The organism is Pauljensenia sp. 20925_1_34, from assembly GCF_041432775.1.
Lineage (GTDB): Bacteria > Actinomycetota > Actinomycetes > Actinomycetales > Actinomycetaceae > Pauljensenia.
This window is the reverse complement of record NZ_JAPWAG010000009.1, coordinates 63233-88673: the sequence shown is the minus strand read 5'-3', so window position 1 is coordinate 88673 and position 25441 is coordinate 63233. Positions and strand designations below refer to the sequence as shown.

Below are 25441 nucleotides of genomic sequence, written 5' to 3'. Positions count from 1 at the left end.
GATTTATAGGGCTCTGGGGTTATAGGGTTAAAGGACAAAACGTGTTGGTTTTGTGGCGACTTTTCGGGTTGTTGATGCGGAAAAATCGGTATTGAAGTTGGTTGGGACCAACTATGAGGATGGACAGATCGTGTTGCTGGAAGGGTGACTTTTCGGCTTTGTAGCGCGGGAAAGTCACTATTTTAGTTGGTCGTGTTTGCCTCGTTCCTGGGGTTATAGGACACTGCGTGTTGCTGGAGGGTGGCGGTCTTCCCCGCTCGCCTTCCGCCCCGCGAGCTTTGCTCGGCGCGTCGGCTCGAAGCTCGGCCAAGCCCTCCCACAACACCTGTGGCCTACCCCCAACCAACACGTTTCGTCCTATAACCCTCGTCCTCTCGCACCATACTCAGTAAACTCGCACGTAATTCCCCTGCGGCTCCTTCAAACATTGAATTTGCATCGTTGGAATTGCAACGTTTTCCCGCGGTCTCGAAAAATTACCGTCTTAAATTATGTGCGAAATTTGTCTGGGCCAGGCCTGCCATCGCCCGCCGTCGTCGCGGCCAGGCCCTCCCACCGCCTACGGGCACTTCGGGTCCGGTAGCCGTGGGCTCTCCGGCGCCTTCTTCCGCGTCCACCACTTCGCCCCGCAAGCGGCCGCGCCGATGCCGCTTCTCTCCGCCATTGCCTCGCGCACGAAGGCCATCGAGGTCGGAACCGGCGTCATCGACATGCGCTAGCGCATGTCTGAGTTATGGCGTTGGACGGAACACCTATTGCTTGCGGGCACGCGCAGCCCGCAGTCCGTTGGCGATGACGACGACTTCGGCGACCTCGTGCACGAGGACGACTGCTGCCAGGCCGAGCACGCCGGTGATCGCCAGCGGCAGCAGCACAGTGATGATCGCCAAGGACAGCACGATGTTCTGGTTGATGATCCTGCCGCCGCGGCGGGCGTGGCGCAGAGCCTGCGGGATGAGGCCGAGGTCGTGGCCGGTGAAGGCGACGTCGGCGGACTCGATCGCGGCGTCGGAGCCGGTCGCGCCCATCGCGATGCCCACGGTCGCCCCGGCCAGGGCGGGCGCGTCGTTGATGCCGTCGCCGATCATCGCGGTCGGCGACGTCTCCGAGAACCCGGCGACGATGCGAGCCTTGTCCTCGGGACGCAGCTCGGCGTGCACGTCGCCGATCCCGGCCAGCTTCGCCAGCGCAGCAGCGGTGCGGGAGTTGTCGCCGGTGAGCATGCTCACCTCGACGCCCTGGTCGCGCAGGGTCCGCACGACCTCGGGGACCTCGGGGCGCAGCTCGTCGCGGACGCCGATCGCCCCGGCCAGGAAGCCGTCGACGGTGACGAGCACGCAGGTCTGCCCCTCGGCCTCCAGGTCCTCGACCCGGGCCTTGAGCGGACCGGCGTCGATCCAGCGCGGACTGCCCACCGCCACCCTGCGGCCGTCGACCAGGCCACCGATGCCGTGCCCGGCCTCCTCGGCCACGTCCTGCGCGGCGGGGGTTCCCCGGCCCGCGGCGGCGATGGCGGCGGCGAGTGGGTGCGTCGAGTGCTGCTCCACGGCGGCAGCCCAAGCAAGCACCTGCGCATCGTCGAACCCATGGGCGGCGACGATGGCGGTTACCTCGGGCCGGTTGCGGGTCAGAGTGCCGGTCTTGTCCACGGCCAGGTGCCGGATACCGCCGAGGCGCTCGAAGGCGGCCCCGCTCTTGATGACGACGCCGAACTTGGTCGCCGCACCGATCGCGGAGACCACGGTGACGGGCACCGCGATCGCCATCGCGCAGGGGCTGGCCGCGACGAGGACGACCAGGGCGCGGGTGATCCAGGTCTCCGGGTCGCCGAGCAGGGACCCTAGCACGCCGACGAGGACGGCGAGGATCATCACGCCGGGCACCAGCGGGCGGGCGATCCGGTCAGCGATCCGGGCTCGGTCGCCCTTCTCGGCCTGGGCCTGCTCTACCAGCTCCACGATCGTGGTCAGCGAGTTGTCGGTGCCCGCGGCGGTCGCCTCGACCTCCAGCACGCCGGCGCTGTTGATCGCGCCCGCCGACACCGCTTCTCCGGGCGCGACCTCGACCGGGATCGATTCACCGGTGATCGCCGAAGTGTCCAGGCTCGACCGGCCCGAGCGGACCAGCCCATCGGTCGCGACCCGCTCGCCAGGGCGGACCAGCAGCACGTCACCGACGGCGATCTCCCTGGCCGGGACCGAGGTGGAGGTCCCGTCACGCAGCACGGTCGCGGTCTCCGGCACGAGCTTCAGCAGCGCGCGCAGCCCGCCGCGGGCGCGGTCCATCGCCTTGTCCTCCAGGGCCTCGGCGATCGAGAAGAGGAACGCCAGCGCGGCCGCCTCCTCGACGTAGCCGAGGATCACCGCGCCCACGGCGCTGATCGTCATCAGCAGCGCGATCCCGAGCTTGCGCTTCATAACGAGATTCCGGATCGCACCGGGCACGAACGTGTACGCGCCCAGCAGCAGGCCCGCCCAGAACGCGACCAGCGCCGCGATGTGCAGCCCCGACCACTCCAGCGCCAGGCCGGTGCCGAACGTGACGCCGGAGAGGATCGGCACGACCAGGCCGGGATCACGCCACCACGGGCGCTCTGCCTCCTCTGCCTCGTCCGCGGGACTGGTCATCGGCTCGTCGCAGCCGCAGGCGGCGCTCACGAGGCGTCCCCCGAACTGCTCGCGGCGCAGCAGCCCGGCACCGAGCAGGCCGGGTCGATGCACGGCGCGCTCTCGTCCACGGCGAGGGTCACATCGACCAGTGCCGTCAGCGCCGCGGCCAGGTGCGGGTCGGCGATCTCGTAGCGAGTCTGGCGGCCCTCGGGCTCGGCGACCACGATCCCGCAGTCGCGCAGGCAGGTCAGGTGGTTGGACACGTTCGAGCGGGTCAGCCCCAGCTCGCGCGAGAGCACGGCGGGGTGGCTCGGGCCGTCAAGCAGGGACATCAGGATCCGGGAACGCGTCGGGTCGGCCATGGCCCGGCCGAGCCGGTTCATGACGTCGAGACGCGAAGCAATGGTCAGCATGCGCTGAACTATACAGCAGTCGCTGACCTAATGTCCAGTTGTCGCGGCTGCCGCACGCGCTGCGTGCGCTTGCCCTCGGGAGGCGTGATCACCTCTTGCGCCAGCGGGGCCACTTCGGCATCCCGCGGCCCTTCCAGGTCTCCACGAGACCCGCAACCCAGCGGACGGACGCGAAAACCGGCTCTTCGCATGTAAGGGTGTAGGAGGTGTCGGATTGGGCCGGAGTGGGCTGGAGTGCAGGTGGCGGCGTGGGCGGCGTGGGCGGCGTGCCCATCCTGCCGCCAGTAGGGCCCAGCTGCGCATGGAGGGGTGCGGCGGTGAGTGGTTCGGTGTGCCAGTTCCGCGTTTGTTCTTGTTTGTTGGGGCACTGCACCCGATCCGTAGGCAATGCACCTCTTCTGTTCGGGTGCACCGCCACGTAACGGGTGCAGTGCCCCTTATCGGGTGCAGCGCCCCCGTGCTTGTGGCGGTTGTGGCGGCTGTCGGGGTTGCGGGGGTCTTCTGGGCTTGGGCTGTCTTCTGTGCTTGAGTTGTCTGCTTGGGCTGTCTTCCGCTTGGGTCTTTGTGGTGCCTCATGTTGTGGTTCCTCAGAAATGTCGCACGTAATTCCCCGACATGTATTTCAAACGTTGAAATCACACCGTTGGAATTCTGCGGTTTTCTCGATACCTATGAAAAGTTAGGGTACCCAAATTACGTGCGAGTTTTGGTTGATGAGGCGCCCAAGGCGAACTCCTGTGTTCGGTCGTCGTCCCACGACACTGTCCACGATCCCCGGGACGCTTCGACCACCACCCCCACACCCCACAATGCGAAGAGCCGGAAACCTGGTCGATCATCCGCAATTTCGCAGAGTATGTGGCCCCGGCGCTCGGATGGGAGCCGGCGCGTTCGGGAGCCCTCCCGACGGGCTACGACATTGACGAGGTCGTGGCCGAGTAGGAGGTCACGGCACCGCGAGTGGGGCCCGTGCTCGGGGCGTGAGACCTGGGCCCTGCGCGGGGCGGCGGCGGGAACATAGCTGCATGATTGTCGCGGTGTTGAGCTGTAATAAGCGTGACTGAGCGTCTGGGCCTGACGGGATGCAGACCTGTTGACGGTGACAGCGTCAGGCCGGGGTGGGGGTATCGGAAAGCCCCCACCCCGGTTTCACTTTCTGTGTGCGCTGGCCTACACTAATTGGACAGTATCAACGCAAGACGACGAGGTCTCTCTGTAATGGCTCGACGCTCCAAGGGTGCGGTGTCAATCAATCCGCGCTCCGCTCAGAATATGTCCACGCGACCGGCTGCAATCGCGAAGAAAAAGCAGGCAATCAGCCCGGTCAAGGTATTCGGCGCCGTAGCGGCGCTGGCGTGCATCGTGACCTGCCTGTTCGTGCAGCTACCCGGCCTGGATGTGGCCGGTACGCGCATGTTCGGTATTTTCCTGGCGGCGATTCTGCTGTGGGTGACGGAGGCGGTGCCCCTGGCGGGCACTGCGGTCCTCGTCATTTTCCTGGAGGTCCTGTTCATTTCGGACCACGCGCTGCTGAGCGTGGGTGAGGGAGCCCCGGCGTACACGAAGTTCTTTGGGGCGCTGGCCAACCCGGTGATCATCCTGTTCCTGGGTGGCTTCATGGTGGCTGACGGCGCCGCGAAGTACAAGCTTGACCGCGCGCTGTCGGCGGTCCTCCTCAAGCCCTTCATGGGCAAGCCGCGCCTGACCGTCATGGGCGTCATGCTCATCACTGCGATCATGAGTATGTTCATGTCGAACACGGCGACAACGGCCACGATGTTCGCCGTCATGATGCCGGTCATCATGGCGTTGCCCGAGGGCAAGGCGCGCACCGGCATCGCCCTGTCAATCCCGGTGGCCGCGAACGTCGGCGGCATGGGTACCCCCGTGGGCACGCCCCCCAACGCGATCGCGCTGGGCGCACTGGAGAACGCGGGCGTCACGGTCACCTTCCTGCAGTGGATGCTCGCGGCCGTGCCGCTCATGCTGGTGCTCCTGGCCCTGTCGTGGGCGTTCATCGCGTGGCGCTACATTCCCGCCGACGCGACGTTCAACATCGACACGTCGGCGCGCTTCGAGAAGTCACGCAGCGCGATCATCTTCTACTCGGTCGCGGGAGCGACGATCCTGCTGTGGATGACGGAGTCGCTGCACCACATTTCCGCCAACGTCGTGGGCTTCCTGCCGGTCGTGGTCCTTTTGATGACGAAGGTGATGAGCGGCGACGACCTGCGCGCCCTGGACTGGCCGGTGCTGTGGCTGGTCGCGGGTGGTATTGCGCTGGGCTCGGGCGTGGCCGCCACGGGCCTCGACAAGTGGATGCTCGGATCGATCCAGTGGGCCTCGATCCCCGGCATCCTCCTGATCTTCGTGCTGGCACTCGTCGGCTGGGTGACCTCGAACGTCATCTCGCACTCGGCCTCGGCGAACCTGCTGATCCCCATGGGCATGGGCCTGGCGACCACGGTGTCCACGAGCGCAGCGGAGATCGCGATCGTCATCGCCCTGGGTTGTTCGCTGGGCATGTGCCTGCCGATCTCGACCCCGCCCAACGCGATCGCCTACTCGACGGGCACCACCCCGACGCGCGAGATGGTGGTCGTCGGCATCGTGGTGGGCGTCGTGGGCATCATCCTCCTGGCGTTTGTCGCGCCCCTGACCTGGGGATTCATCGGGGTGATGTGACGTGTCCAGGGACGAGGCCGTGGCCGGCTCGGGTGCAACCAGTAACCCGAGTCCGGGGCTGGCCCACGGGTGGACGCAGGGGCCGATGGCGGAGGACGCTACGGTGCTGGCTCGTACGGATGTGCGCGGCGGCGGGCACCGTGTGGGCTACCCGATCCACATGTTGGTGGTCGGTGACGATTCGAGGCATATTGCCGGCCCGGTGACCAGGGACTTGGCCCACGCGTTCCCGAGGCTGTGCCTGGATCGAGTGGACGGCATTGGGGACTTGGCGGCCTACGAGGCGAGCCTGCGCCCCGGCGATCACGTGCTCATGGGCCTGGTGACCTCGGAGGTCGGCGACATTGACGCGATGATTACTCATGCGGCTGCGATCCCGGTGTTGGAGCGCGTCCAGTGGGTGGTCGTCACGGATAAGTCGGAGCATCGTGATCTCACGCGCTGTATGCAGTCGGGGGCTCTGTCCTCGGTGTTGAAGGCGCCGTGGACGGTGCCGCTGCTGGCGGGTCAGGCGTATTCGACGATGGTGCGTTACCTGAGTGGGTGCGGCTATTCGCAGCGTCAGATCCGTAACCTGATCGCTGATCCGCCGCCGTTCGCGGTGCAGGGTCCGCTCCTGGAGGGCCTGGATCGCGATGAGCGTGAGGTCGTCATGGAGCTCCTGGCGGGCGTGGAGCGGGTGCTTGGTCAGAGGCCGCGCCTCATCGTCCCTGAGGGCACGCAGCTGGTGACGCAGGGGCAGCCGGTGGGTGCTGTCTACCTGGTGCTCGAGGGTCAGGTGTCCTTGCACAGGGATTCGTCGCAGGGCGAGGTCTTGTCTCACTTGGCCACCTCGGGCCCGCTGATCGGCCTCGTGTCTCTCGCCCGGGCGGAGGACGCCTTCTTCACGGGCGAGACGGCGACCGAGGCGACGGTTGTGCGCCTGACGACCGAGCAGCTCCAGATCGTCATTTCCGAGGATCCGTCAATTGGTGCGACGCTGACGGCGCTCGCCATTCGCTCGCTGACGCGCCGCCTCATGCGCGCCGAGGACCTTCACTTGCAAAACGCGATGCTCGCCGAGGACCTTGAGGCCCAGAAGGAGGCCCTGGCGGCCACCCTCGAGGACCTGCGCGCGACTCGCGCCGAGCTGGTCGAACGTGCGCGCTTCGCGATGCTCGGTGAGCTCAGCGCCGGTATCGCCCACGAGCTCAACAACCCGGTGACCGCCCTTGTGCGCGCCGCCAAACACCTGCACGAGGACGTCGATGCGGCCCTCGCGGCCCCAGCCACGGCCTCGTCACGGGAAGCCATGTCCCGGGCGCTGACCGCGCCCCCGCGCTCCACGTCGGTTGAGCGTGCTCTCATGAAGGAGCTCCTGCCCGTCGTTGGCGACCGCACGCTCGCGCGTCGCCTCGTGCGTGCGGGGATCCAGGGGGCGGACGGTGCACGCGCGCTCGCCCAGATCCCAGGCGGCATCGAGGCGTACGAGGCCGGGGCGCGCCTGGGCGGGTCCCTGCGCTCGGTGCTTGCCGCGGGTGACCGCGTCATCGAGCTGACCCAGTCCCTCAAGGGATACGCGCGACCGGACGCCGAGGACCTCAAGCCCGTGGACGTGCGCGAGGGCATCGACGATGTCCTGCGGCTGACCGCCCACAGGGTGCGGGGCATCCGGATCGACTGCGACTACGAGGACGTGCCGCTCGTGCGCGCGCACCCGGCGAAGCTGCAGCAGGTATGGACGAACCTCATCGTGAACGCGGCCGAGGCCATCGAAGACGAGAATACCGACTTGATCGCGGCGGCGGAGGCTTCGGGCGGTGTGCCCGAGCTGCCGGCACGCGGTGAGGCCGAGGCGCTGATCCGTATCACCGTGCGGCCGACGCCTGAGGGAATCACCGTCACCGTGTTCGATAACGGGCCGGGCATCGACCCGGCAATCGTCGAGAAGATTATGGAGCCGCACTTCACCACTAAGGCGGGGCGCGTCCGATTCGGGCTGGGTATGGGCATGTCCATCGTCCGAAGCATCATCGCCGATCATGGGGGGACTCTCGTGATCTGCTCCGACCCGGGGTCCACCACCATGCGGATCTCGTTGCCCACTCAACCACAAGAGGAGGAATCATGACCCTGACAATCCTGTCCCTCGAGGACGAAGCGGACGTGCGAGACGCGCTTGAGCGTGATCTTGAAGAGTTTTGGGACAAGATCCGGCTTGAGGTCGCCGAGGACGTCGACGACGCGTGGGCCGTGATCGACGAGATCGTTGAGGACGGCGACGAGCTGGCCCTTGTCCTGTCGGATCACCGCCTGCCTGGCAAGTCCGGCGTTGACTTCCTCGTGGAGCTCATGAAGGATGAGCGTTTCGGCGCGACTCGTACGGTGCTGGTGACCGGTCAGGCCGACCAGTCAGACACGATCCGAGCGTTGAACCAGGCGGGCCTGGACTACTACATCGGCAAGCCATGGAACCCCGAGGAGCTGCGTACCGTCGTGCGCGACCAGCTCACCGAGTACGTCCTCGAGTCCGGTGTGAACCCCCTGCCCTACGTGACCGTGCTCGACGGCGTGCGCGTGATGGAGGCGATCCGCTAAGTTTGGCGGCAATCCGCTGAGCTGCGAGACGAGGGCCGCCGCCCACCAACGATGGTGGGCGGCGGCCTCATTTTCTGCCACGACGGTGTTCCTCATGTCGGAGGTTGGCACGATCGCGGTGGGAGCGCGCGTGGCCGTCGCGGTCGTGCAGTGAGCCCCAGCTCCCCCTCACCAGGGGAACTGGGGCTCAGCCGAAGTTTTGCTGTCGTAGCAAAACTACACGTACCGTGCCTGATCGACGGATCGATCAGGGCAGCATGCCGAGAATGCTGCCAACAAAGGCGAGGAACGCGTTAATAACTTCGGTGATCTGTGCAAACATTGTTGCCTCTTTCTTCCGGTCAGCTCCCAGTCCATCTGGTGGGCTTAAGACGTCAGAATGTCCTGTCTGACGTGCCTTAAATGTATACAAAGGTGAGCGCGTGGTCAAGTTTTACAAATGTAACAAATGTATATATTTTGCTTGAGATTTCAATGTTTTTCATTCTTTCCGTACGTGTGATGCGCCGTCGCATCTAGTCGCCCAAGAAGTGTGTATATTCGCGATGAAACCTGAGTGTTCGTATATGTTATAGGGGGTTGCGTTGGTGTCGCGTGTGCGCTGGAATGACGAGGGTTGATGTCCACAAGTGGGTGACCATGAGCGGAGGTGTGTTGCCGCAAGGGGGTGGGATTCAGTTTTGTCGATTGCTGACACTGCGCTCAATGTATGACTCGTGGCACACGGTGCCTGACCAGCTGTGCAGTATCTGTCTCGTTGTCGAGGTAGGCGCGACTGCTCCATGCGTAAGCCGTCGAATCTGGAGGAGCCATGCATGGCCGCGTGCGACCAGCTCACCGACACCGTCCCCAACGCATACGTCGACCTCTGCCCGACGTGATTGTGCACGACGGTGCGGGCGCCACGGAGGCGATCCGCTAAACCCTCAAGCGAGGGGCCGCCGCACAACCAACGATGGTTGCGCGGCGGCCCTCGTCGGCACCTGGCGTGCTTCGTGGCTGAGTCGATCGTGGTAGAGGCTGGGAGGCCAGCTGCCCAGTTTGATGTGGACGAAGACGTAGGCGTCGGCGGCTAGGTATGCGACGACGCTCCACTCGACGAGTGCGTAGGAAAGGAACATCTGATTGCTCACGTTCGATGGGTTCGCCAGCGTACCCATCGTTTCCTCCGTAGCCACCTCGCGCGGGCGTCAGGCTGCGTCCGCGCGCCTTGATGCCCTTCCTACGCGTCGGCCTGGCCACGGGTCTACCGGCTGTGCCACGCAGTAGTGCGGGCCGGTGTATCGCCCGGTGCCCGTGCCGACCACGTTGGGGTGTTCCTTGATCGAGGCTCCAATTGCCAGGCGGCACGGCTTGATCTGTTGGAGGGGCGGTGCAGTGGTGCCGTGTGCCTGCATCGGTTTGGGCGCTCCGCTCGCCCGGGTTGTTTGCACATCGTGTTTCTTTCGGAGTTGGAGGCGCCGGACACCAGAAGGATCGTGTTGAGGAGCTCGATTGGCTTGGCGCTTGTGATACTACTGTCACAAACGGTATCCTGCTGCATACGATATGTACTCGATCCAATGAAGGTAGCCGCATGGAGTTCTCGCATGTGCACATCAAGAACTGGAAGAACTTCCAGGATCTGAGTTTTGATGTCGGCCCGCGGCTGTTTATTGTTGGGCCGAATGCCGTCGGTAAGTCGAATCTTCTTGATGTGTTCCGTTTCCTTCGGGATATTGTTGCGCCCGGGGGTGGGATGGTTCAGGCTGTCGATCAAAGGGGAGGGTACCGGAAGATACAGAGCCTCTTTGGTCGTCGGGCACCGTACCCGAGGATCGATGTGTCCATGCGGGACGGAGACGACACGTGGCGGTATGTGCTGGTCATCGAATGTGAGAAGTCCGGACATCGAAGGGTTCTTGTTCAGGAAGAACGGGTTGAATGTAACGGAAGGGTCTTGCTCAGCCGTCCGTCACAGGATGATAGAGATGATGTGGAGCTGCTGACGCAGACGCATCTGGAGCAAAAGGTCACCAATAAAGAGTTTCGAAAGATTGCTGACTTCTTTGGTCAGATCAGGTACTTCCATCCCGTTCCGCAAGTAATTAGAGGACTAACGGGGAATGATATACGGACCTCTGACCCGTATGGTTCCGATATTATTCAACAGATCAGTGAAACGCCTGATCGAACGCGGAAAGCGAGGCTCAGGCGTGTTCAGGCTGCCCTTCAACGGGCTATTCCTGAGTTTGAAGAGCTGAAGCTCGAAAAGGATGCCATGGGTGTGCCCCACTTGGAGGTGGGTTACAAAAACTGGCGGGTGCGTCCGTCCTGGCAAAACGAGACGCAATTCTCGGACGGAACGCTGCGACTGCTGGGGTTACTCTGGGCGCTGGTCTCAACTCCTGCCGATGGTTCGAGCGTGCTGCTCCTTGAGGAGCCGGAGCTTTCGTTGCATTCCGCGCTCGTGGCTGAGCTACCATCTGTTTTCGCAGAGGCAAGGCGACAGGTGAAGGGTGGCGTGCAGATCATCCTCTCGAGTCATTCCGCTGAGATAGTGGATGATGAGACGGTCGGCGCGGATGAGGTCCTCGTACTCCTTCCCGGAACGAATGGGACGAATGGGAGTCTTCTCAGTGATCGTGATGACGCCGAATGTTACCTCGAGATTGAGACACCGTTCTCGGAGATCATTAGTGTTCTCATGGGCGCTGATGGGACGCCAAGTCTGACGCTCTGATCATGAGTGCATCGATACCGAGGGCGTTGGTTTACGTTGAGGGAAAGACAGACATCCCCGTGGTTCATGCCGTCATGAGGGCTGCGGGCTGGGAATGTGAGGAATTCATAGTAAAATCATTGAAAGGATCTAAGAAGCTAGAGGCTAGGCTAAGGGAACAGGCTAGGCTTCCTTCCCCAGTCCCGAGGATATTCATGCGAGATGCCGATGGGGATTGTCCTGTCGATATTAGAAGGCGGCTCCTGCCAAAGGGAAGCGCGGATACTGTTGTTCTTCGTGTGTGCGACGATGAGATTGAGAGCTGGCTTCTTGCGGATGACGTGGGTCTCTCCAGGTTTTTCAACATGCCGCTTGCAAAAGTTGAGTCACCGAACGGGGTGGATGCGAAGGAGCGAATGTTGGCCTGTGTGTCGAAGTATGGGAAGAAGAATATCAAGGATTTTGTACGAAAGGAAAGCAAAAGCCATGGTGGGCGTGCCTTCATTTTCGGTGCGCGTTACGAAACAATTCTGACGCAGTTCATCACTGATGAGTGGAATATCGACAGAGCCGCGAAACGAAGTGACAGCCTCAAAAGGGCGCTACAACGCCTAGGTGAGCTGCACGAACGTTTCTAAGCGGCGTCCTTGTTCGTTGGTCGTGCTGCGGGAGCGACACAAGACAAAACCTCGTAACGGTTGAGGGCTTTAGACCGCGGACGGCTGGCCCGGGTCGTTGCACATGGTGATGCCCTCGAAACCGGCGGCCCCCAGGACCTGGAAGATGTCGTCGAGGAGGACCATCGGCTCGGCCGTGCCCGCCGCGAACTCGGGGTGGCGGATCTCGATGGCGGCCATGCCTCGCGGGTCCGTGACCGGCTCGGTCTCGAACTTCTCCGACAGCAGTCGGTTCGCCTCCTCCAGGTCGGCGGGGGAGCCGAACGCCCAGGTCACGGCCTTGTTGCCCGCTCCCGTGGGGGTGCGCTGAATGTACATGCGCGTCATGAGGATGTGGCGTCCGTGGCGCGGGAACACGTCACCCACGCGCATAAACAGGGCGATGTCGGCTAGCTCGCCGCCCAGCGACGAATCTACCAGCGCGTACCCGTAGGCGCCGATGCCGCGCAGGGTCAGGGCGTCCGCGAGAAGCCCGATGACCTCGTCACTGAAAGGCTCGGGCTGGAAGTACACGCCCTCGCCGACCCTCGGAGCATCCGGGCCGAGCAGCGTGATGTCGAAGCCGGCGTCCGCCAGCGCGTCCCGAACGAGCGCCACGTTGTGCTCCGGGAAGGGGTGTAGCGCGGCCGCGTTCGCAGCGATGCGCTCGATAAACACGTAGGTGGAAAAACCAAGCTCTGCCATACGCTCATTGTACGGTCGTGGACCCAGTACCTATGCGACGAGGCCGCGGCGCCCCGGGCGGTCGGGTGACCACGAGGGGAGGCCACGGCCTCGTCAATGACGGAGAGTCAGCGCAGGCACAGGCCCTGCTCGTTGAGGACCTCCATGATGGGGGAGACGTGCGCCCCGCCCACGCCGATGTTGGTGGCGACCAGGTGCGTGAAGGACTCGAGGCGCGAGCCTGAGCGCAGGTCGTAGTACTCGGTGACCTCGCGGTCGTAGTCGGCCAGCGTCTCCGAGTAGGACTCCACGCGCGGATACGTGTTTTCCGCGGTCATGACGGAGCGAGGCATGCGCGGCTTCTGGCCGGGCTCCTGGTCCGCGTGTCCGACGAGCAGGCCGAGAACCGGGAACGTGAGTTCGGGAAGCTGAAGCACCTTCACGACCGGGCGCGGATCGGCGAGGATCGAGCCGAGGTAGACGGTGCCCAGGCCCATCGACTCGGCGGCCACGACCACGTTCTGCGCGGCCAGCAGCGCGTCCTCGACGGCGGTGAGGAACAGGTTCATCGAGGACAGGGCCTCCGAGGAGACACCCTGCTCGGCGCGGATGCGGCTGTTGCGGTACAGGTCGGCGACGAAGATGAACAGGTCGCCCTTCGTGCCGCCCACGTAGGGCTGGCCGGAAGCAGCACCGATCGCCTCGCGCACCTGCGGGTCGGTGATGTGCAGGACCGTGCAGGACTGCAGGAACGAGGAGGTGGCCGTGTGGCGCGCCACGTCCATCAGGGTCTCAACCTCGGCCTCGGTGAGGGGCTGGTCCTTGTAGGCGCGGATCGTGCGGTGGTTGAGCTGGCTAGCAATCGTCTCGTTTGTCATGCGTTCATTCTATGATTGGGCACGTGAAACAGATAGAGCCTTTCGGTCCCTTCGCTCTGGACTCGCGCGTAACTGCCGTGGCCGTGCCCTCCCCGGCCGGAGAACTGAGCGGCCTGCTGACCGGCCCGAGCGCCCCCAGCCTCGTCGACGGAACCCCCGCGATCTCTGCCGCCTCGGCCCCGGGCGCCGCGGGGGAGAACCGCGCGCTCCTCGTCCCCGGTTACACGGGCTCCAAGGAAGACTACGCCCCCGTCCTGCCCTTCCTCGGGGAGGCGGGCTGGGACGTGCTCGCCTACTCGCAACGAGGCCAGGGCGGGTCCGCCGCGCCAGTCGGCCTGGGCGCCTACGGGATGAGCGACTTCGTCGGCGACCTCATCGCCGTCGCCGAGGCCTGGGCCGGGACCTCGGGGCGCGTGCACCTCGTGGGCCACTCCTTCGGCGGCATCGTTGCGCGCGAGGCCGTCGTCGCCCGCCCCGACCTCTTCGCCTCCGTCACCCTGTTCTGCTCGGGGCGCGCCGTCCATGACCGGATGAACACTTTGACGATCCTCGACCCCCTGCCCACGGGCCCCGGCGCGCGCCAGCAGGTGCTGCGCACCTACTTCCCGGACATGAACTTTGACGAGCCCGGCGTCGGATGGGCGGAATTCCAACGTATCCGCGCGCTGGACACGGCCTCGGAAAACCTGGTGGGCATCGCCCGCATCCTCTCCCAGCTGCGCCCCGATACCCCCGCGCTCGCGGCCACGGGCGTGCCCGTGCACGTCCTGTACGGGGACCAGGATGAGATCTGGCCGCCCTCGTGGTACGCCGAGGAGGCCGCAGACTTGGGTGCCCGCGAGAGCATCATTCGCGGGGGTGCGCACAGTGCGCAGCTGCAGTTCCCACAGCAGTGGGCGGACCTCGCGCGAGCGTTCTGGGCGGAGGTTGAGTCGGGGGCGCTGGTCTGGTCGCTGTGACCTATGTGTACGTTGTCCCAAAAAGTGGCATGGTGGCGCAGCGTTGTGAGCTCCGCTGCCTATGATGGGGGTATGAACAAGCGTTCCATCCTCACTGCAGTGCTCGCACTCGGCCTGGGCGTCACCGCCCTGACCGGCTGCAATTCCAACACCGGCGCCAACTACGTGACGCCCAGCAACGTCGAGACCATCACGAACACGATCGCCGAAATCGGCGATCAGGGTGTCAAGGTCCCCGAGAAGCGCGACCTGAAGGTCGTGCTCCCCGAGTCCGACATGGCAGCCGACTACAAGGTTGACATCTCGGACCCCGAGACCCTCTCCGCGGGCAAGCCCGACAAGAACATCATCACCCTGCATCCGCTCAAGGTGACCGGCGAGGACGCGGGCCCCGTGACCGTGACCCTCACCGACAAGGACGGCATCACCACCGACTTCAAGGTGACCGTCACCGAGGGCGCCAACTGAATCAACCGCATGAAAGGGCCCGGGATCGTAGCGATCCCGGGCCCTCCCGTATTGGTGCCCGATCGGGCATCTCACAGAGCGTCGATGAACTCCCGCATAGCGCGCAGCGGCAGCATCAGGTGGTTCTCCGCTCCGGGGCAGGGAACAAAGTTCGAGGACTGGTGGAGGTAGAACTCGCGCGCCTGGTCGTTGGCGCAGTGGACCAGGAGGGCAGCGAATCCCACCTCATTGCTGAGCTTGTAGGCTCGCAAGAGTGCGTCTTTGAGCAGGGCTGCGCCGATGCCTCGTCCCTGCGCGCGCTGATCGACGGCGAGGCGCGCAAGGAGGAGTACCGGGCAGGGCTCGGGGCGTTGACTGGGCTTCAGGGCATCTGGGAGTTTGCTGCGCTGTACTGCCCCCATCGATAGGGCGTAGAAGCCCAGTGTGTCGGGTTCCTGTGTTGTGACGAAGACGCGAGCATTTCCGGCGCTGTGGTTCTGCCATGCGAAGCGGTGGAACCAGTCGTCTATTTCTGAGTTGCCCGATTGGAAGCGTGACCGGTCGTCCCTCCGCTCGAGCGGCCGAGGTTCTTGCAGGACTGGTACGTACATCAGTTCTCGAGTGCGCGTGAGGCGTTCAAGTCGATGTGCGTGCCGAAGGGCGAGGGGCGCTCGAAGAGCTTGCGCAGCTTGGGATCGTCCGTCGGCGAGGCCGCAAGGATTTCTTCGAAGCGGGCGTGCTCCTCTTCGTTCAGAATGAAGAAGCGCTGGTCGGCGAGACGTCGCTGTGCCTCCAGAGTGGCGGCGGAGAGAACGAAATCACTGATGCTACGGGCGTCCTGTTCGGCCGCCCGACGAATGAGTGCATCCTGTTCTTCGGTGAGGCGCAGGTCCAGGCGTCGTGTCTTCGTGGTGCTCATCGGTTGTCTCCTCTCATCTGTACGGAATATATCCGTACAAATCGTACTCTAGCATGTCGGGACGAGGCCGTGGCCACCTTCCGGTTCCACGCGCGGGTACGAGAAAAGGGGCTCTTCGCATTTAAGGGTGTAGGAGGTGTCGGATTGGGCCGGAGTGGGCCGGAGTGCAGGTGGCGGCGTGGGCGGCGTGCCCATCCTGCCGCCAGTAGGGCCCAGGTGCGCATGGAGGGGTGCGGCGGTGAGTGGTTCGGTGTGCCAGTTCCGCGTTTGTTCTTGTATGTTGGGGCACTGCACCCGATCCGCAGGCATTACACCTCTTCTGTTCGGGTGCACCGCCCCATAACGGGTGCACCGCCCCATAACGGGTGCACCGCCACGTAACGGGTGCACCGCCACGTAACGGGTACAGCGCCCCCGTGCTTGTGGCGGTTGTCGGGGTTGCGGGGGCCTTCTGGGCTTGAGTTGTCTTCCGCTTGGGCTGTCTTCCGCGTGGGGTCTTTGTGGCGTCTCATGTTGTGGTTCCTCAGAAATGTCGCACGTAATTCCCCGGCACGTATTTCAAACGTTGAAATCACATCGTTGGAATTCTGCGGTTTTCTCAATACCTATGAAAAGTTAGGGTACCCAAATTACGTGCGACTTTTGGTTGATGAGGCGCCCAAGGCGAGCTCCTGTGTTCGGTCGTCGTCCCACGACACTGTCCACGATCCCCGGGACGCTTCGAACACCACCCCCACACCCCACAATGCGAAGAGCCAGAAAAGGGGACAACCGGCTGTGAACCGGTCGCCCCCTTCCGTGTCGCTCAGGATTTAGCGCAGGATGCGCGCCAGGAAGTCCCTGGTGGCCTGCTCGCGCGGATCATCGATCACCTGCTCCGGCGGGCCCTGCTCGACAATCTGGCCGTTTTGCAGGAACACGACGCGATCAGCCGCCTGGCGGGCGAAGCTGATCTCGTGCGTCGCCATGAGGATGGTCGAGCCCGCCTCCTTGATCTCGCGCACGAGGTCCAAGACCTCGCCCACGAGGACCGGGTCCAGAGCCGCGGTGATCTCGTCAAGCAGCAGTAGCTCCGGGTTTGTCGCCAGAGCGCGGGCAATCGCCACGCGCTGCTGCTGGCCACCCGACAGGCGATCTGGAAACTCCTTCGCCTTGTCCTTCAAGCCGATGCGCTCCAACAGCTCCATGCCGCGCTCGTGCGCGCGGTCCTTCTCCCAGCCGTGCACCTTGCGGGCCGCGAGCGTCACGTTGTCCAGCACCGACATGTGCGGGAACAGGTTGTAGTGCTGGAAGACGACGCCGATGCGCGCGCGGATCTGATCCGCGTTTGCACGCGGGTCCGTAATGTCCTCGCCGGCCAGGAAGATCTGGCCGTCGTCCACCCGCTCCAGCAGGTTCGCGCAGCGCAGCAGCGTCGACTTACCCGAGCCGGACGCGCCAATGAGAACCACGACCTCGTGCGAGGCAACATCCAGGTCCAGGCCGCGCAGCACGACGTTATCGCCGAAACGCTTCACGACTCCCACGGCACGAAGGACCGGAGTGCCTTCCTGCGCAGAGCCAGCCAAGGCCTCGTACGTATCGGGAACCGACATCAGACGGTACCTCCCATCTGCTCGCGCTTACGCAGCCGGGCCGTGTACCAGTCCGACAGGCGAATGAAGGGGAACGACAAGATGATGAACAGCAGGCCGGCGACCACGTAGGACGTCATGTTGTAGGTCTTGGCCTGGACCATCTGCGCCGAGCGGATCGCGTCCACCGCGCCCAGGACCGAAATCAAGCCCACGTCCTTTTGCATCGAAATGAAGTCGTTCATGAGGGCGGGCGTCACCTTGCGGATCGCCTGCGGCACGATGATCATGCGCAGCGTCTGCCCGTGGGTCAGGCCCAGCGAGCGGGCGGCGTAACGCTGGGAGGGGTGCACCGAGTCCAGGCCGGCGCGCAGCACCTCGGCCACGTACGAGGAGTACGTGAGGACCAGCGCGACCGTGCCCAACACCGCGGTCGGGATGCGCGTCGTCGGGTTCAGCGCGGGGATACCGAAGCCGATCAGGTACAGGACCACCAGGAAGGGCACGCCTCGGAAAATATCCGTGTACGCCGCCGCCAGGAAACGGATCGGGAAAAACACCGGCCCGCCCAGCGTGCGCGCAGCCGCCAGGAGCGTCGCGAACACGGCGACGCCGAGCACCGCGACCAGCAGAATACGGATGTTGAGCCACAGGCCGACCATGACCTGGGGCAGAGCCTCGACGAAATACTTGCTGCTAAAGAAAGTCTGACGGGTCGCTTCCCACCCGTCGGAGTTGACGACCACGGCGACGAGGATGCCCGCCACCACGATCGTCGACGCCAACGAGACCAGGACCGAGCGGACCGTCTGCTTACGCCGATAAGTGCGCCGGCCACGCTCCACCGCCGAAACGGGGGGCGTGGCCAGCGCATCACTCGAGTATTCACTCATGAGCCCGGGGCCTCACTTGAGGATCGGCACGTTCTGTGCCTCGTTCAGCCACTTCTCCTGCAGCTCGGCGAGCTTGCCAGACTCGGCCAGGCTATCAACGGCGGCGGACACCGTGGGGGTCAGCTTGGATCCCTTGGGCAGAACGATGCCGTAGTTCTCGCCGTCCTGAGCGTCCGCGAACTGGCCAACGACCACGCCGTTATCGACCTGCGTGGCGATCATGTTGAACGCGGTGGGCAGATCGACGACGATCGCGTCCACGCGGCCCGTCTGCAGGGCCAGGACCGTGTCGTCCGAGGAGTTGAACATCTGAAGCTTCTGGGACAGGCCCGGCTCCAGGGTCTCGGAGGCGAACTGCTGCGACGTCGTGCCCGCCTGGACGCCGATCAGGACGTCCTTGAGGTCGGCGATGGACGTCGCGTTGGCGGCGGGGGTGCCGGCCTTGGCGATGATGGCTTCGGAGGTCGTGTAGTACGGGGACGTGAAGTCGACAGCGTTCTTGCGCTCCTCGGTGATGGAGAACTGCTGGATGTTCAGGTCCCAGTCCTTCGCGCCGGGGGTGATCGACGACTCGAAGGTGGCGCGCACCCACTGGACGTTGTCGGCGCTGTAGCCCAGCTCCTCGGCCAGGGCGTAGATGACGGCCGACTCGTAGCCTTCGCCCGAGGCCGGGTCGTTGTTCAGGATCCACGGCGAGTAGGCGGGATCGGAGGTGGCGACGGTGAGCTTGCCTTCCGTCACGGTCGGCAGCGCGCCGGGGCCGTAGGTCTGCTCGGCGTCGGAGGAAGAGGAAGAACTCGTGCCGCCCGTGCAGGCGGCGAGGCCGAGGGCCGCGACGGCGGCGACGGCTGCGAGGGAACGGACAGAGCGGCGCATGGGGCCTCCCTTTGTGGCGTGGGAATCCCGCCCGTGAAGCGGGTCTGACTCGATGAGCGTATCGACGCGTCGCGACCTGCGCTGATAACGTTTCGAGGCACGAAACAATGAAACACGACAGAGCGCGAAGGATCGTTGAAACATCGCGGATCATGGGCGCTTAGGGAATGGGCCACAGTGACGCGGAGGTGCACAAAGGGGGCCGGGCCGCCGCGGCCCGACCCCCTGAGCGTGTCGTCACTTCTGGAACTTGTCCTTGAGACCGGAGGCAACCTCGGTCGCCTTGTCCTTGGCGACCTCAACGATCTTCTCGACGTTTTCTTCGCCGATAGTTTCCTTGGCCTTCTCGAGGCCTTCTTCAGCCTGCTTCTTCAGATCTTCCAGACCCATGTGTCCTCCTTGAAATCGAGCCGCCCGAGTGATCCGGGCGGATGCGCTAATCCTAGGGGCTGTGTGCCCGTGGGTGCGCAGTGAAAACGCCCGCGTCGCCGTTGGGGGCGCCCCTGCACGGTGGGGGAGGAAGGGAGGCGGGCGCGTTGGCGTCAGTTGGCCTCGGCGAGCATCCAGTCGTCAAACGTGAACTCGGGGGAGACGACGCAGGTGGCCAGCGCGTAGTCGCCGCGGGCGAAGGTGCGCTGCCAGGTGCCGGCGGGCACGAGAATCTGCACGGGGTTGGACGCGTCCGAGGCCTGCCCGCTTGCCGGGGAGTCGAGCGTGACGATCGTGGGGTCGGCCGAGGGTGCGTCCCCGCTGCCTCCCAGGTGCACCTCGAGGGCGCCGGGGCCGGACCAGATCCACAGTTCGTCGGAGTGGACGAGGTGCCAGCGGGCCTCCTCGTCGCTCTCGAGAAGGAAGATGATCGCGGAGGCGCTGTGGCGGCTCCCGCGCGGCGTGTCCACGTGGGTGGGCGCGGTCCACGTGCGGCGGTAGTGGCCGCCCTCGGGGTGGGGCGCGAGGCCCATGGCGTCAATCAGCGGGGACACGTCGGTCATGTGACACTCCAAACGAAGGGAAGGGGAGGGTGAGCGAAAGGGAAACGAAGGCGTCAGCGCGAGGCCGAGTAGCGCACGCGCCCGGACACGACGGTTTCGACGACGCGACCGGTGCCGTGGCGGGCGACGGTGTCGATGGTCTCCACGATCGAGGTGACGGGCACGTCGACGACGCACATGTCGGCGACCGCGCCCGACTGGAGCTGACCGAGGCGGTCGGGGCCGGTCGCCAGGCCCATCGCGGTGGCGCCTCCCAGGGTCGCGGCCTGCAGGAGGCGGCGCGCCAGGTCCTGGTCCTCGTAGCCCTGGGATCGCGCCAGGTCGAAGAGGAGGGCGACGTCCTCGAGCAGGTCGAGGGAGGGGGAGGAGGACAGGGAGTCCGTGCCGACCGCGATCATGTTGCCCTCGGTGAGGTAGGCGGCCACGGGTGGGGCGTCCAGGCCGATCACGCGGTTCGAGCGCGGGCACAGCGCCACGGCCGTCTGGCGGGCGCGCAGCCGACGCCGGTCGTCGGCGCGCATGTACACGCCGTGCGCGACGTGGCAGTCGGGTCCGAGCACGCCCAGCTGATCGACGAATTGCGTCGAGGAGAAGCCGCCGCCGCGCGAGCGCATCGCCGTGAACGACGAGGAGTGCTCGCTCTTCCACAGGTCGGCCAGGGCGGTCGTGCGCGTCTCGGACCATTCGGCCTCGGAGTGGGATTCGCCCAGGTGGATGTGGATGCGCATGCCGCAGCGCCTGGCCATGTCCGGCAGGTCCAGTAGCGGCTCGGCATCGAGGGAGTAGGGGGCGTGCGGGGAGATGCCCACGGCCGGAGGGGTCGGCATGGCGTCCAGGGATGCGGAGACCTCGCGTTCACCACGGGCCCGCCACTCCTCGTTCGACCAGCTCATGACCTCCCAGTAGGCGACGCCGTGCAGCCCGGCGTCGTGCAGGGCCGAGGCTGCGGCTGCGTCCGTCACCACGTCGGCGGCGGCGGTCGTGCCGCCCTCCAGGAGCAGGCGCGCGCCCGCGGCCGCGTCCCCTGCCCAGTCCAGGCCGCCCGCGTCGTAGACCTCGTCGAAGGCGCGCGCCCAGTCGTCAAAACCGCGGTACTGCCCCGCGCCCACGGACGCCATGCCCGTGTACTGCAGGTGTGTGTGCGCATTGACGAGGCCGGGGAGCAGCACGCCGTCAAAGTGGCGTTCCGTGAAGGAAAGGCCGCGCTGCGTGAGCGTGTTGATGACCCAGTCGCGCGCGCCCACGTGCTCGATGCGCCCGTCGCGCACGGCGACAGCGCCGTCGAGGATCGAGGGGGCGGTGATCGGAATGACCATGCCGGCGGACCAGACGACCACGTCGCTCATGGGGGACCTTTCAGTGGGGAACGCTGACTATCAGTGTAGAAGCGGGGCGGGGGCGACCGCCCGCGGGTGGGCGTGAGCTGCGACTACGACAGGGACAGGGCGGCCAGCGCTGCTGCGGCCACCGCGTCGTCGGCCTCGCGCGGCAGGTCGTGCAGGCCGGGGGCCAGCTCGCCTTCGTGGGTGAGGAGCTCGCGCAGGGACGCCAGCTGCACGCCGAAGCTCATGTCCATGATCTCGATGGGGTTTCCTTCGCCCGCCGTGTAGTTGATGCCCTCCCCGCGCTCGAGGACGCGCAGCGTCTTGCCGGAGGGGCTCGTCAGGGTCTGCACGTGGGGATCGCCCGACTCGGCCATGACCCAGGAGGCGGCCACTGCCTCGTCAATGGACACCTCCCCGTCGACGCCGCCGGCGACCGTGACGATCGCGCCGCCCGGCGCCGCCTCCAGCGCGCTCAGTGGGATCGTCGAACGCTCGCCCGTCGCGGAGATCAGCATGCCGGCGCTCGCAGCGGCCTCCTCCAGCGAGGCCACGGTGAACCCGTCCATCGACGCCTGGAGGGCGCGCACGGGGTCCAGCTCCACGACGGTGACGCGGGCGCCGAGCGCCGCGCCGAAGCGCGCGCAGCCCCGCCCCACGTCGCCGTAGCCGATGACGACGACGCTCATCCGAGCCACGGGCGCGCCCACGCCGCGCGGGTCGATGAGGTCCAGGATTGTCGTCCAGCACGACTGGCCCGTCCCGTAGGCGTTGTCGAACAGGGTCTTCGAACGCGCGTCGTTCGAGGCCATAACCGGAATGCGCAGATCGAAAGAACGCAGGGGGCGCAGCCCCGAGGTGGTCTCCTCCGCCGCGCCGACCAGCGCGTCCAGGACGCCCGGGCAGCGTTCCGTATCGTGCGCCAGGCGGATCAGGTGAGAGCCGTCGTCCAGCAGGAATTCGCTGCGCTGAGCAAGGAAATCGCGCGCGAGCTCCCACTCGCGCTCGCGGGAGGCGCTCGAGTCCGCGAACACGGGGATGCCGGCGTCGCGCAGGCGGGCCGCGACGTCCTCGCGGGTCTCGGACGCCCAGCCGAAGACGCTCACGCGTGCCCCGGCCTCGGAGAGCATGAGAGCCAGTGCCGCTGTTTTCGGTTCCAGGACGAGGGAGAGCCCCACGCTTCGGCCCGCCACCAGGGGAGCCAGGGCGCGTGCCGCCGCCTCGGTGACGGGCATATGGGCGCGCGCCCACTTGATGCGTCCCTCATCGCCGGGGCCCGTGATAATGCGCCCGTCGGGGGCGATGACGGCGCGGAAGACGCCGCCGGGCGCCAGGACCGTGATCGCCCCGGGCCTCGGGGCCGCGTCCTCCTCGAGCGAGAAGACGACCGGGGGCGAGGCCGGGGTGGCCTCGGCGTCCGACAGCGGGCCCACGTGGGCGCCGAACGCGCGCAGCAGGGAAGTCAGCGTCGGGTCGTCCGTCGCGAAGGATCGCCCCGCGATGAGCATGTTCGTGGCCCGCGCGTAGGCGCGTAGCAGCAGCTGGGCGGCGAGGGGATCCAGGGCGCGGTTCATGCGTCAAACGTAGCAACTGCGGCGTCAATGTCGGGGATGAGTCAGGGGGCGACCAGGGCAGCCCCTCATAGAAACGCGGGGGCTGCGGGCCTATCGTTCACACATGACACACGACACGGCGGGTCTGGTGACCCGAGCACTGACGAAGACATACATGCGCGGGAACACGCCCGTCCACGCCCTGGCAGGCGTCGACCTGACACTCCCGCAGGGCACGCAGGTGGCGATCATGGGTCCCTCGGGCTCCGGTAAGACCACGCTCCTGCACTGCCTGGCGGGCGTGCTGCGCCCCAGCTCAGGGTCCATCACCCTGGACGGCGAAGAGATGACGACCATGTCGGAGCGGGTGCTCTCCAACCTGCGCCTGCGCCGCTTCGGCTTCGTGTTCCAGGACGGCCAGCTCCTGCCCGAGCTGCCCACGCAAGAGAACATCGCGATGCCCCTCATGCTCGCGGGAACGCCGAAATCGCAGGCGATCGCTCGCGCACGTGAGATCCTGACGAACCTCGGCCTCGACGGCGCCGGCCCCTACCGGCCCGGCCAGCTCTCGGGCGGCCAGGCCCAGCGCGTCGCCATCGGCCGTGCGCTCGCCACCAACCCCTCGGTGATTTTCGCGGATGAGCCCACGGGCGCCCTCGACCAGGCAACCGGCGGTGAGGTCATGTCCCTCCTGACGAGCGCCTGCGCCTCCACCGGCGCATCCCTCGTCCTCGTCACCCACGACCCCGCCGTCGCCGCGCGCCTGCCGCACACGATCCACGTGCGCGACGGCCGCATCTCCCTCGAGGGACGAGGCAGTGGCGCGCCCAGCCCGGCCCCGGCCTCGTCGGGAACGACCCTGAGCACCCCCACGGTGGCCGGCGCGGCGGGCCAGGGGGTGGCCCGATGAGCGCCGTGCGCACAGCCGCCGGAGCGCTCCTGCGGTCGCGTGACCGGGCGACGAGTGTCCTCACGGTCGCGGCCTTCGCCCTGCCGCACGCGTTCCTGCTCGCGGTCACCGGCGGCGTCATGGCCTTTGGGGCGAGAGCCGCCGTGGCTGCCACGTCCGCCACGGGCGATGATCCCTCAAGCCTCGACGGGATGGCGCCCTTCTACGTGATGCTTGCGTACTTCGCGGCCACCCTGCTGATCGTCCCCATCATCTCGATGGGGGCAGCGGCCGCGCGCCTGGGCATGAGCAGGCGCGAGCGCGACCTCGCGGTCCTGCGCCTCGTCGGCCTCGCGCCGGGAAAGACGAAGCTCGCCTGCATCCTCGAAACCTGCGTGTTCGCGGCCGTCGGCGTCGTCGTCGGATCGATCCTGTACGCCGTGACGCTGCCCGCGTGGGGTGCGCTGTCCTTCCAGGGACGCCCGATGGGGGTCGGCGAGATGTGGGTGGGGGTCGTGGCCCTCCTCGTCGAGGGGCTCGCCATGATCCTCTTGGCCGCCCTGTCCTCGTGGCTGGCTATGCGCACAGTCGCGATCACGCCCCTGGGCGTCGCACGCCGCACGCAGGCGGGCCGGGTGAGCGCGGTCGGCCCCATCCTCGGCCTGGTCCTCCTCGTGGTGTGGCTGAGCGTCGGCACGCTTGCGATGAACCTGGGGACTGCTATCGGCATGGCCGTGTTCATGGGCTTCATGGGTGCGATCTTCCTGATCGTCAACCTGGTGGGCGTCTGGTCGATCAGCCTCATGGGGCGCTTGATGGCTCGGGCTTCGCGCAGCCCCCAGATGATGGTGGCTGGGCGACGCATGGCCGACGACCCGCGCGCCGTCTGGCGTTCCTTCGGGGCGGTGGCCCTCGTCGGGTTCCTCGTGGGCATCATGTATCCGGCCTCCTCCGCGATCTCGATGAGCGGGGATAGCGCGGACGAGGTCGCCCGCATCGTCATCGGCGACATCAACCGGGGCATGCTGCTGACCTTCGCGATCACCCTCGCCCTGGGCGCCGTGTCGACCGCGGTCAACCAGTCGATCCGCGTTCTCGACTCAGCCGACCAGGTACGAGCCCTGTCCTACATGGGTTCGCCGAGGGGATTCATGGACCGTAGTCGCCGACTTGAGGTCGCGATTCCCGCGTTCGTCATGATCGTCGGCTCGATGCTGCTCGGCATGGTGTTCCTGTCGCCGATGCTTGCGGCGGGTGCGGGAAAGGGCTTCCTCATTGCGCTCGCCTCCGCGCTCGCGGGTGTTGTCCTCATCGTCGCCGCCTCCGAGGCGACCGTCCCGCTGCGTCGCCGCATCCTGGCGGGCGTGCGCGAGGGACGGGAGTAGAGCGCTCCTCGCGATTCGCGCGGGTCCGAGCTGCGGGGGAATGCAAAACCGTCGGGGGCGCGAGTGCATGGAGAAGGGGGGCGAACCTCTTGGTTCGCCCCCCTTCTGGTGGCTCACTTCTCGAGCTCGTCCTTGACGTCTTCGGCCTTGTCCTTGGCGTCCTCGGCAATGTCTTCGGCCTTGTCCTTGGCGTCCTCGGCCTTGTCCTTCGCGTCTTCGGCGATCTCCTCTGCCTTGTCCTTGGCGTCTTCGGCGACGTCTTCGGCCTTGTCCTTGGCGTCCTCCGCCTTGTCCTTGGCGTCGCCAGCGAGCTCAGCAAGCTTGTCCTTGGCCTCTGCAGCCTTCTCCTTGGCCGTGTCGACGGCCTTCTCGAAACCTTCTTCGGCCTTCTTGGCCAGATCTTCCAGACTCATGGTTCTCTCCTTGAAA

The 25441-nt window shown here is 65.9% G+C and carries 24 protein-coding genes and 1 pseudogene; 10 read left to right on the top strand and 15 right to left on the bottom strand.

Annotated elements, in window-relative coordinates:
* Positions 1-587: 587 nt before the first annotated feature.
* Positions 588-716: pseudogene (locus tag O3669_RS05395) on the top strand (alkane 1-monooxygenase); the annotation flags it as partial.
* 36 nt (positions 717-752) lie between these two features.
* Here O3669_RS05395 and O3669_RS05390 read toward each other — a convergent pair.
* Together O3669_RS05390 and O3669_RS05385 are read right to left on the bottom strand one after the other, a co-directional pair.
* The gene (locus O3669_RS05390) at positions 753-2657 is read right to left on the bottom strand and encodes a heavy metal translocating P-type ATPase (RefSeq protein ID WP_371523937.1); all 1905 of its coding nucleotides are present in this window, start codon (positions 2655-2657) and stop codon (positions 753-755) included.
* On the bottom strand, positions 2654-3022 hold the full coding sequence (locus tag O3669_RS05385; RefSeq protein WP_007588138.1) for a helix-turn-helix transcriptional regulator: 369 nt from the start codon (positions 3020-3022) through the stop codon (positions 2654-2656). Before O3669_RS05385 ends, O3669_RS05390 begins: the two co-directional genes overlap by 4 nt.
* 1272 nt (positions 3023-4294) lie before the next feature.
* Between O3669_RS05385 and O3669_RS05380 the strand changes: the two genes are divergently transcribed.
* From O3669_RS05380 to O3669_RS05370, 3 genes are read left to right on the top strand one after another with little or no spacing between them, the layout of a single operon-like run.
* A complete protein-coding gene (locus tag O3669_RS05380; RefSeq protein ID WP_371523935.1) occupies positions 4295-5707 on the top strand; it encodes a DASS family sodium-coupled anion symporter in 1413 nt (470 codons plus the stop codon).
* A 1-nt stretch (position 5708) separates the two neighbouring features.
* Complete coding sequence (locus tag O3669_RS05375) at positions 5709-7817, top strand: sensor histidine kinase (protein ID WP_371523933.1); 2109 nt, start codon at positions 5709-5711, stop codon at positions 7815-7817.
* On the top strand, positions 7814-8284 hold the full coding sequence (locus tag O3669_RS05370) for a response regulator (protein WP_295967965.1): 471 nt from the start codon (positions 7814-7816) through the stop codon (positions 8282-8284). The genes O3669_RS05375 and O3669_RS05370 overlap by 4 nt, the downstream gene beginning before the upstream one ends.
* 926 nt (positions 8285-9210) lie before the next feature.
* On the opposite strand, the gene O3669_RS05365 is transcribed toward O3669_RS05370, so the two are convergent.
* Positions 9211-9417, bottom strand: coding sequence for a hypothetical protein (locus O3669_RS05365; protein ID WP_295920366.1), 207 nt, complete (start codon positions 9415-9417; stop codon positions 9211-9213).
* Positions 9418-9860: 443 nt separating this feature from the next.
* Here O3669_RS05365 and O3669_RS05360 point away from each other — a divergent pair, with 443 nt between their 5' ends.
* Positions 9861-11006, top strand: coding sequence for an AAA family ATPase (locus tag O3669_RS05360; RefSeq protein WP_295920367.1), 1146 nt, complete (start codon positions 9861-9863; stop codon positions 11004-11006).
* A 2-nt stretch (positions 11007-11008) separates the two neighbouring features.
* Positions 11009-11623: a hypothetical protein gene (locus tag O3669_RS05355; RefSeq protein ID WP_295920368.1), complete on the top strand. Its 615-nt coding sequence runs from the start codon at positions 11009-11011 to the stop codon at positions 11621-11623.
* 69 nt (positions 11624-11692) lie between these two features.
* On the opposite strand, the gene O3669_RS05350 is transcribed toward O3669_RS05355, so the two are convergent.
* Entirely contained in the window at positions 11693-12346 is a 654-nt protein-coding gene (locus O3669_RS05350; protein ID WP_295920371.1) for a hypothetical protein, read from the bottom strand.
* A 107-nt stretch (positions 12347-12453) separates the two neighbouring features.
* Positions 12454-13203 (bottom strand): NADPH-dependent oxidoreductase, encoded by a 750-nt coding sequence (locus tag O3669_RS05345; RefSeq protein ID WP_315283510.1) that lies wholly within the window; start codon positions 13201-13203, stop codon positions 12454-12456.
* A gap of 23 nt (positions 13204-13226) precedes the next feature.
* Between O3669_RS05345 and O3669_RS05340 the strand changes: the two genes are divergently transcribed.
* Entirely contained in the window at positions 13227-14162 is a 936-nt protein-coding gene (locus O3669_RS05340) for an alpha/beta hydrolase (RefSeq protein ID WP_315283512.1), read from the top strand.
* A gap of 72 nt (positions 14163-14234) precedes the next feature.
* Entirely contained in the window at positions 14235-14630 is a 396-nt protein-coding gene (locus O3669_RS05335) for a hypothetical protein (protein ID WP_315283513.1), read from the top strand.
* Between the two features lie 71 nt (positions 14631-14701).
* Here O3669_RS05335 and O3669_RS05330 read toward each other — a convergent pair whose 3' ends face one another.
* The 9 genes from O3669_RS05330 to O3669_RS05290 all read right to left on the bottom strand — a co-directional run bounded on the left by O3669_RS05330 (position 14702) and on the right by O3669_RS05290 (position 22759).
* Positions 14702-15220, bottom strand: a complete 519-nt coding sequence (locus tag O3669_RS05330) for a GNAT family N-acetyltransferase (protein ID WP_315283516.1) — start codon at positions 15218-15220, stop codon at positions 14702-14704.
* The gene (locus tag O3669_RS05325) at positions 15220-15528 is read right to left on the bottom strand and encodes a DUF1778 domain-containing protein (RefSeq protein ID WP_315283518.1); all 309 of its coding nucleotides are present in this window, start codon (positions 15526-15528) and stop codon (positions 15220-15222) included. Before O3669_RS05325 ends, O3669_RS05330 begins: the two co-directional genes overlap by 1 nt.
* 812 nt (positions 15529-16340) lie before the next feature.
* On the bottom strand, positions 16341-17123 hold the full coding sequence (locus tag O3669_RS05320; RefSeq protein ID WP_371523932.1) for an amino acid ABC transporter ATP-binding protein: 783 nt from the start codon (positions 17121-17123) through the stop codon (positions 16341-16343).
* Positions 17123-17995 (bottom strand): amino acid ABC transporter permease, encoded by an 873-nt coding sequence (locus tag O3669_RS05315; RefSeq protein WP_295920618.1) that lies wholly within the window; start codon positions 17993-17995, stop codon positions 17123-17125. The genes O3669_RS05320 and O3669_RS05315 overlap by 1 nt, the downstream gene beginning before the upstream one ends.
* Positions 17996-18007: 12 nt before the next feature.
* Complete coding sequence (locus tag O3669_RS05310) at positions 18008-18871, bottom strand: ABC transporter substrate-binding protein (protein ID WP_371523931.1); 864 nt, start codon at positions 18869-18871, stop codon at positions 18008-18010.
* A gap of 237 nt (positions 18872-19108) precedes the next feature.
* Complete coding sequence (locus O3669_RS05305) at positions 19109-19261, bottom strand: hypothetical protein (protein ID WP_295920622.1); 153 nt, start codon at positions 19259-19261, stop codon at positions 19109-19111.
* Between the two features lie 152 nt (positions 19262-19413).
* Complete coding sequence (locus tag O3669_RS05300; protein WP_314769334.1) at positions 19414-19863, bottom strand: cupin domain-containing protein; 450 nt, start codon at positions 19861-19863, stop codon at positions 19414-19416.
* Between the two features lie 53 nt (positions 19864-19916).
* Complete coding sequence (locus O3669_RS05295; protein ID WP_371523930.1) at positions 19917-21209, bottom strand: amidohydrolase family protein; 1293 nt, start codon at positions 21207-21209, stop codon at positions 19917-19919.
* 83 nt (positions 21210-21292) lie between these two features.
* Entirely contained in the window at positions 21293-22759 is a 1467-nt protein-coding gene (locus O3669_RS05290) for an adenosylhomocysteinase (RefSeq protein ID WP_371523929.1), read from the bottom strand.
* A 103-nt stretch (positions 22760-22862) separates the two neighbouring features.
* Here O3669_RS05290 and O3669_RS05285 point away from each other — a divergent pair, with 103 nt between their 5' ends.
* Positions 22863-23648, top strand: coding sequence for an ABC transporter ATP-binding protein (locus tag O3669_RS05285; RefSeq protein ID WP_315283530.1), 786 nt, complete (start codon positions 22863-22865; stop codon positions 23646-23648).
* Positions 23645-25012 (top strand): ABC transporter permease, encoded by a 1368-nt coding sequence (locus O3669_RS05280; RefSeq protein WP_371523928.1) that lies wholly within the window; start codon positions 23645-23647, stop codon positions 25010-25012. Before O3669_RS05285 ends, O3669_RS05280 begins: the two co-directional genes overlap by 4 nt.
* 113 nt (positions 25013-25125) lie before the next feature.
* Here the strand turns inward: O3669_RS05280 and O3669_RS05275 are convergent, their stop codons facing one another.
* Positions 25126-25425, bottom strand: coding sequence for a YtxH domain-containing protein (locus O3669_RS05275; protein ID WP_371523927.1), 300 nt, complete (start codon positions 25423-25425; stop codon positions 25126-25128).
* Positions 25426-25441: the final 16 nt, after the last annotated feature.